This window comes from Geodermatophilus poikilotrophus (assembly GCF_900111455.1).
GTDB lineage: Bacteria > Actinomycetota > Actinomycetes > Mycobacteriales > Geodermatophilaceae > Geodermatophilus > Geodermatophilus poikilotrophus.
Genome location: NZ_FOIE01000001.1, coordinates 438,560 through 446,365, shown reverse-complemented (window position 1 = coordinate 446,365; position 7,806 = coordinate 438,560). Strand labels below are relative to the sequence as shown.

General features: G+C 75.2%; 6 protein-coding genes. 5 read left to right on the top strand and 1 reads right to left on the bottom strand.

Going from position 1 to position 7,806, the window contains the following annotated elements:
• Nucleotides 1-377: 377 nt before the first annotated feature.
• The 3 genes from BMW27_RS24240 to BMW27_RS01975 all read left to right on the top strand — a co-directional run bounded on the left by BMW27_RS24240 (nt 378) and on the right by BMW27_RS01975 (nt 2,214).
• Nucleotides 378-1,208, top strand: coding sequence for an AfsR/SARP family transcriptional regulator (locus BMW27_RS24240; protein WP_091438265.1), 831 nt, complete (start codon nt 378-380; stop codon nt 1,206-1,208).
• A gap of 299 nt (nt 1,209-1,507) precedes the next feature.
• Nucleotides 1,508-1,729, top strand: a complete 222-nt coding sequence (locus tag BMW27_RS01980) for a hypothetical protein (RefSeq protein WP_091438262.1) — start codon at nt 1,508-1,510, stop codon at nt 1,727-1,729.
• A 122-nt stretch (nt 1,730-1,851) separates the two neighbouring features.
• Entirely contained in the window at nt 1,852-2,214 is a 363-nt protein-coding gene (locus tag BMW27_RS01975) for a DUF6463 family protein (protein WP_245743253.1), read from the top strand.
• 138 nt (nt 2,215-2,352) lie between these two features.
• Here BMW27_RS01975 and BMW27_RS01970 read toward each other — a convergent pair whose 3' ends face one another.
• Nucleotides 2,353-5,499 carry a M14 family metallopeptidase gene (locus BMW27_RS01970; protein WP_091438255.1) on the bottom strand — a complete coding sequence of 1,049 codons (3,147 nt, stop codon included), beginning with the start codon at nt 5,497-5,499 and terminating at the stop codon, nt 2,353-2,355.
• A 300-nt stretch (nt 5,500-5,799) separates the two neighbouring features.
• On the opposite strand from BMW27_RS01970, the gene BMW27_RS01965 reads away from it, so the two are divergent.
• Together BMW27_RS01965 and BMW27_RS01960 are read left to right on the top strand one after the other, a co-directional pair.
• Nucleotides 5,800-6,669 carry a patatin-like phospholipase family protein gene (locus BMW27_RS01965; protein WP_091438252.1) on the top strand — a complete coding sequence of 290 codons (870 nt, stop codon included), beginning with the start codon at nt 5,800-5,802 and terminating at the stop codon, nt 6,667-6,669.
• A gap of 1 nt (nt 6,670) precedes the next feature.
• A complete protein-coding gene (locus tag BMW27_RS01960) occupies nt 6,671-7,774 on the top strand; it encodes a lysophospholipid acyltransferase family protein (RefSeq protein ID WP_091438248.1) in 1,104 nt (367 codons plus the stop codon).
• Nucleotides 7,775-7,806 lie beyond the last annotated feature (32 nt).

Sequence of the window (7,806 nt, the reverse complement as noted above, 5' to 3'; positions counted from 1 at the left end):
GGGGGGGGGGGGGGGGGGGGGGGGGGGGGGGGGGGGGGGGGGGGGGGGGGGGGGGGGGGGGGGGGGGGGGGGGGGGGGGGGGGGGGGGGGGGGGGATCGGGCGCACGACCCCGCCCACGTGGGCGGCCGGCCGCCTCTCGCACGGCGACGCCGCCCGCCGGCGACGGCACTGACGCAGCCCGTCGGCCGGCACGGTCGAGGCTCCGTCGGTGGTGACGTGCCGGCTGCCCGCTGGTATCGGAGCGGCAGCGGTACGACTCAGCAGTACCGGACCCCCGGCGCAGGTCGGTGGTCCGAGCGACGCGACCGGAGCCGGGAGACGGGACCCCTGGGCCGTCACGGGTCCGGTTGCTCGACCGAGAGAAAGGACGAGTTCCGTGGACCCTCCACCAGCCACCCGCGTCACGCTGCTCGACGGCTTCGGCCTCGAGGTCCCTGGCCTCGACCGGCGGTCGACCGCCGACCTGCCGCGCGGGGTGCAGCGACTGGTGGCGCACCTGTGCCTGTCGCACGGGCCGACCCGGACCGCGACGGCCGGCCACCTGTGGCCCGACGTGCCGGAGGCGCACGCGCACGGGAGCCTGCGGTCGGCGCTGTGGCGGCTCAACAAGGTGGCGCCCGGCCTCATCGAGGTGTCGGGGAGTGCACTCCGGCTGGCGGCCGACGTCCGTGTCGACGTCCGGGAGCTCAACGCCTGGGCGCAGCAAGCGATCGCCCCTCCCGGAGGTGCCGACGACGTCGCGCTCCCCGACGCGGCGCTCCTCGGCGATCTGCTGCCCGGCTGGTACGACGACTGGGTCCTCCTCGAACGTGAGCGGCTGCGTCAGCTCCGCATGCAGGGGCTGGAGGCGGTGGCAGCGAGACTCGCCTTCCTCGGCCGCCACTGCGAGGCCCTGGAGGCCGCCTATGCCGCGGTCCGCGCCGAACCGCTGCGGGAGAGCGCCCACCGGACGGTGGTCCGTGTCCACTTGGCCCAGGGGAACCTGGCGGAGGCCCTCCGGGCCTACGACTTCTTCCGGACGCTGGTGCACGAGGAGCTGGGCGTGCTCCCGACGGAGCAGATGACCCGGCTGGTCCAGGACATCCCGCGGGTCCGCCGGGCGCTCCCCGGAGAGCGCCCGGCTCTGCAGGCAGCCGTGATCCGGCCCGGCGCGGTGGTCCCCGCGCGGCTCGGACGGCGTCCGACCGGCGGGGGTGCGCCGGCCTGACCCGCCGCGGCGGTGCACGCAGCTGGAGACCGGTCCGCGGGACGGGCGGCCCCGGCGAGCCCGCGCCGCTCCCGCTCCTGCGTCGGACGACGACGCCCCCGTGGTCGGCCGGCGTGGTCCTGGCGTCCCGCGCGCAGCATGCCCGGCTGCGACGCCGGCCGCGTCGGTGGGTCATCCGTACGGGGGACTGCGCCACGGGGCCCGATCTCCCAGCATGGTTTCTCGCACGTTGACCGGATCGCGCTGTTCTCGTAAGCCGGGCTCTGCAACGCTGCGTGGTACCCCAGAGGAGAGGCGACGTGGTCGACCCCAGTGCGGCACTGCTCATCCGCGTCTGGCTCGAGGGCTCCCGGGAGTTCCGGGCGCGGCTCCTCACGTTGCGAGGCGCCACCGCAGGGACGCCTGCGGAGGAGGTGACGGTCGCCGTGACGTCGTCACCCGATGAGGTGCTCGACGCCGTACGGAGCTGGCTCGACGGCTTCACCCGGGACGCCACCACCTGGAACGACCGCCACGGGTGAGCCCTCGGGCGTGACGGGGTGCGAGCACGGCGGTTCCCGCACTCGACGGACCGGCGACCTCCCCAGGTCGCACCCCGGCTGCACCCTGTCGTCCGGGAGGCTCCGCCACCTATGGTCTTCCCGTGTCGCCTCGATCACCTGGGTGGTGGCTGCAGGGCCTCGGTCTGGTGCACGCGGTCGTCGGCGTGGTGCTGTACCGGAAGCCGCTGGCGCAGATCGCCCGGGACGGGTTGATCCACTCCGTGCCGGACCTGGGCGACCGGGCCACCGCGTTCTGGTTCATGGCCGCAGCGCCCACCCTGTGGCTCAGCGGGCGGCTCCTCCGATCCGCCGAGTCGCTCGGTGACCTCGCCGCCCAGCGCGCCGCGGGCGGGGTCCTCACCGTGACCGGCGTCGTGGGTTCGGCTGTGATGCCCGCCAGCGGCTTCTGGGGAGTGGTGGCGGTGGGCATCTCGTCGCTGCGCCGGGGCACCCGGCGCAGGTAGGCCTCACCCCTCGGCCACCGGACCCGTCGCCGGACGCCGTCACGTCCCCACCGCCACGCGCCGGCAGGACGCGGTGTCACGACGTCGAGGCAACGGTCGCCCCGGCGGCTACCTCCGGACGCCCGGGGTGCGAGGGCCTCAGCCCGCCGTCGGTGACGCGGTGGTGAGACCGCGGACGATCCCCCCGAGGAGCGCTGCGCGGGCGGCCGGGTCGGGCACCTGTTCGATGCCGAAGCCGAGCAGCACGGTGTCCTCGGTGGTGATCGCCCCCCCGACCTGCGACTGCGCCCGCACGAAGTCCCCGGCGTTCGGGGGGCTGCCGTCGGGCGCGCCGGGCACCGTCCACGGCGCGAGGTCGGTCTCGAAGCCCTGCGGCTCGACGGCCGTGCCACCCACCACCAGGCGCGTCCGGTCCACGAACACGCCGGCCCCGCCGGTGGCCGGGTCGGTGACGTAGCTGATCGCCACCTCGACCTGCCCGCCGGCGTAGGCGGACAGGTCGAAGCCGACCTGCTGCCAACCTCCGGAGGTGCCGGTGATCCGGTTCCACGCGCCGGTGGTCCCGGTCGGCTGGCAGGGGTCGCCGCCGGTCAGGTAGTGCGAGAGGAACGGGTGCCGCTCCAGCAGCAGCCCGGTCTCGCACCCCGTCGGCGGTTCGCTGTCGCTGAGCCCGCCGACCTCCGGCAGCGTCGTCCAGGCACCGGTGCCGACGGGGTGGGCCTCGACGACGACGTTGTCGTAGCCGGCCTCCACGTCGTGGGACAGCGCGAACTCGAGCGTCGGCGTCTGCGCCGCGGGAACGCCGGTGAGGTCGACGGTGCGGGTGAGCCGCATGTACGAGTTGTCGGCGTGCGCTGCCGCGGCGAACCACTCGCCCTCGAAGGTCTCGAGGCTGCCGGGCGGGCCGCCCCGGTACTCGCCGGACACGGCACTCGCGAACTGCGGGAACCGGTCCGGGGTCAGGACGGCGCTCGTGGGGACGAAGGTCCCGGCCTCGTCGATCGGGTTGCTCGGCGTGGCCGCCAGCTGCGTGCTGGTCCCGCCGATCGGCGCGCCCGTGCCGTCCAGGAACTCCGGCGCCGCACGCGGCGACCGGGTGAACGCGCCCAGGTAGTACTGGAAGAAGTCGTCCGCGAGCAGCAGGCAGTCGCTGAAGGGGTCGGCCGTCACCACGCAGTCCTGGTCCGGCGCGCCGTCCAGTGCGTAGTAGATGCCGCCGAGCCCCGTGCCGAGGGCCCCGTGGTAGCCCGCCGTCTCACCGGCGAGCGCGAGGGTGCCGCCCCCGTTGAGGTAGTCGCGGACCGCCAGGGTCAAGAACTGCTGTCGTTCGGCGACGGCCGCGTCCTCCAGCGGCGCGCCGAGGACGTCGGTGAGGACGTCCTCGGCGTCCTGGGTCAGCCGGTTGTCACCGAGGTACCAGACCACGCTGTCGAAGTGGCCGAGCACGCCGAGGTCGTGGGGCACGCCCTCCGCGGACACGTCCCACACGGCGGAGTCGATCCCGGCGTCGGTGAGCGCGTCGACGTACTGCTGCGCGTACCGGGGTGCGGTGGCGGCACCCGGCTCGCCGGGGTTGAAGCCCTCGTAGTCCTCGTTGGCCAGCACCAGGACCGACCCGCCGTCGTGCCCCACGGTGTAGCTGAACCGCTCGCTGGTGACCAGGCCGCGGCCGGGCCGCACGCCGGTGAACCACACCTCGACGTCCTGTCCCGCGCTCGCGCCGCGGACCTCCCCGCGGAGTTCCGCGTAGTAGGTGTCGCCCTCGTCCCCGTAGCGCTCGCCGCCGGCCCACTCGCGCACGCCGGCGCGCTCCTCGGGCCCGCCGTCGACCCGGTAGCGCAGCTCGACGTCGCGCAGGTCGCGCCGGGCCGTGACGGCGACCGTCTGCGGGGTCCCGTAGGAGACGGGGAAGGGGTCGAGCACGAAGTCCGGCACCGTGCGGCCCACGACCGAGACGGGGTTCGACGGGTCCTGCGCCGATCGGGCCACGGCCAGCGCGAAGGGGAGGTTCTTGTCGAACTCGGCCTGGACCAGCGGCTCCGAGTCGGGGAACTCGAACACGCTCCCGCAGGCGCCGGGCTCGAAGGCGTCGCCCGGGTCGGCTGCGCTGGCCGTCTGGCACGTCGCCATCTCGGGCGTGAACGCCAGCGTGCCGTAGGCCTCCTGCGCGTGCTCGGTCGTCTCCCCGTTGGTGGTGTAGAGCTCGGCGGAGATGTCCGGGTCGTAGCCGGGCACCGCCGGAGCGGCGTCGTCGCCGGCCAGAGCCTCGTAGACGACGTCGTCGGGCGTCGGGGTGGCGACCTGCCAGCCGGTGCCGTAGAGGAGCAGTTCTGCCGCGGAGTGGTAGGTGACGAGGAACTCGAAGCCGACCCGGCGCAGGAGCCCGTCGAGGGCGCGCGTCTCGGGTTCGGACGACGGCGCCGGGCCACGGTGGACCTCGCTGTCCGGCGACGGGGACGAGCCCTCGTCGTCGTAGCCCCAGCGGGTCGGGAAGTTGCGGTTGAGGTCGACGCCGTCGACCTCGGTGATCACGCCGTCGCCGTCGTTGTCGCGCAGGTTCTTGCGCCACAACCGCTCGGTGGTGAACGTGTGGTCGTAGCCGTCCGGGTTCGCCACGGGGACGAACCACAGCTCGGTGCGGTCCAGCAGGTCGCGGAGTCCGGTGTCGGTGCGGGAGCCGTCGAGGACGTGGCGCACCAGCCGCCGGGTCATCTCCGGGGTGATCCACTCGCGCGCGTGCTGGGCCGAGACGTACAGCACCGCGGGGCGGTGACCGTCGGGCACCCGTGGGGCATCGGTGGTCACCCTGAAGGCGAGGATCTCCTGCCCGGTGACGGACCGGCCGATCACGACCTGCTCCACCAGGTCCGGGTGCGCCTCCGCGAGCGCGACGAACTCCGCACGCAGCCCGCCCGCACCGCTCCACGGCCGGAAGACACCGGCCGCCGTCGCAGCGGTCTGCGCCGTCGCCGCCCGCGCCTGCAGCGGCACCCCCTGCGCCAGCAGGGCGTCCGCCCTGCGCTCGCCGAGCACCACCTCCACCCGTACCGAACCGGGGGCAGCACCGGGCGCGGTCAGCACCTCGCGGCGGTCGAGCCCGCTGTCCAGCACCAGGTCCAGCTGCTCGGGCGTCAGCTCGCCCGTGTAGGCGACCGGGCCCCCGCCACCGGATGGCGGACCGGCGTTCGCGGTGGTCGCCGTGCCGGCCAGCACCCCCAGCGCGAGCAGCAGGACCACGAGGGCGGGAGCGGGCCTGCCGCGGAGGCGTCCAACCGTGAGCACCATGTCGACCGTCCAGACCGCGGGGCAGGGGAGCGAGGCACGAGGGCCTGCACAGCGTCCGCGTGCGACGGGACGACCACCCGGTGTCCACGCGCGGGTCGGGGCGAGGCCGGAGCCGGCTCGGGGCGTGCTGCCGGAGCGGCCGCACACCACCACGCTGCGTCATGACCGCCGCCGGGCTCGGGAAGCCCGGCGCCGTCCCGGTCCCTCCTCCGTCACGCTGCGGGGGCGCGGTACGAGCCCCGCCGTCCTGGGGATCCCCTCCAGCTGCTCCGCTCCCGCCGCGGGTGGCACGATGCGGCCATGGCCTCGCCGCGGGTGCCCGCCGGCCGGGGCGGCACCGCATTCGTCCTCGGTGGCGGCGGAGTGCTCGGCGCGGCCGAGGTCGGGATGCTGCAGGCGCTGTTCGAGCACGACGTGCGGCCGGACCTGGTCGTGGGCACGTCGGTGGGCGCCATCAACGGCGCGCTCGTCGCCGCCGACCCGGCGCCGAGCGCGGTGGACCGGTTGCGCGCCGTGTGGGAGGAGCTGGCCTCCCGGCAGATCTTCGCCGGGTCCGTGCTGGCCCGCCTGGGCACCCTGGCGCGGACCCGCACCCACCTGCACCCGCGTGAGCCACTGCGGGAGCTGCTCGAGGCGCACCTGCCGGTGCAGACCTTCGCCGAGCTGCGGGTCCCGTTCCAGTGCGTCGCGGCCAGCATCGAGCGGGCCGCCGAACGCTGGTTCACCGACGGCGCACTGGTCGAGGCGGTGCTCGCCTCCTGCGCGGTACCCGGGCTGCTGCCGCCCGTGGAGATCGACGGCGAGCACTACCTGGACGGCGGACTGGTGCACAGCATCCCGGTCGGCCGGGCGGTCGCGCTCGGCGCCGACACCGTCTACGTGCTGCACGTCGGACGGATCGACCGCCCGCTGCGCCCGCCGGCCCGGCCGTGGGAGGTGGCCACGGTCGCCTTCGAGATCGCCCGCCGGCACCGGTTCGCCGCCGACCTCGCCGCGCTGCCGTCGGGCGTCACGGTGCACGTGCTGCCCGCGGGAGATTCGGCTCCGCCCGGCGCCGGCAACCTGCGCTACCGCGACTTCTCCGCGGTGCCCGCCCGGATCGAGCGCGCGCACGCCGCCGCCCGCGAGCACCTCGACCGGATCGCCGCGTCCCGGGACGGGGTGGTCTGAGGTGCTGCCCCCGCGCCGCGTGCGCCGGGTCGCCGGTCCGCTGCTCCCCGGCGCGCTGGTGGTCGGCGTCGTCCTGCTGCCCGTGCTCGCGGTGGTGGCGGTGCTCGCCTCGGCCTTCCTGCCCGGCCGGCTCCGCGCTCTGCGGCTGTTGGTCTTCGCGCTCGGGTACCTCGCACTGGAGGTGGCCGGGCTGGTCGTCGCGGGGGTGTTGTGGGTGCTCAGCGGCTTCGGTCGCCGCCTGCACACCCCGGCGTTCCGGGCGGCCCACTACACCGTCCTTCGGCTGCTGCTCGACGTCCTCATGCGCCTGGCGCAGCGGCTGTTCGCGCTGCGCCTGGTCACCGACGGCGAGTCCTGGTCGCCGCTGGACGACGGGATCCCCGGCTCGACCAACGCCATGGTCGTGCTCTCCCGGCACGCCGGTCCGGGCGACTCGTTCCTGCTCGTGCGCACGCTGATGGACCGCGACCACCTGCGCCAGCCGCGGATCGTGCTCAAGGACGTGCTGCAGCTCGACCCGTTGATCGACGTGTACCTCAACCGGCTGCCCAACCACTTCGTCTCGTCGGACCCTGCGGTGGGGTTCGGCTCGGAGGAGGCGATCGCCGACCTGGCCCGCGACCTGGGGGAGGAGGACGCGCTGCTGATCTTCCCCGAGGGCGCCAACTTCACCCCGCGGCGCAAGGTCCGGGCCCTCCAGCGGCTGCGCGACCGTGGGCTGGTGGCCGCCGTGCGCCGGGCCGAGGCGATGCGGCACCTGCTGCCGCCGCGGCCGGGTGGCGTCGTCGCGGCGCTGAACGCGGCCCCGCACGCCGACGTCGTCCTCGTCGCGCACACCGGGCTGGAGCACCTGAGCACGGTCCGCGACCTGTGGCGGAGCCTGCCCATGGACAAGACCCTGCACCTGCGCTGGTGGTTCATCCCGGCCGCCGAGGTGCCGCGGGACGAGGCGCAGCTGACCGAGTGGCTGTACCACTGGTGGGAGACGATCGACGCCTGGATCACCACGACCTCCGCTGCGGCTCAGCCGGCGCGGGGCCTGCGGCGGACCGGTGTGCCGGGGAGCCCCGACGTGGCCGGCGCGACCGGGAGCGAGCCGTCGTAGCGCCCACCCGCGGGCGGTGCGGACGGCGGCCG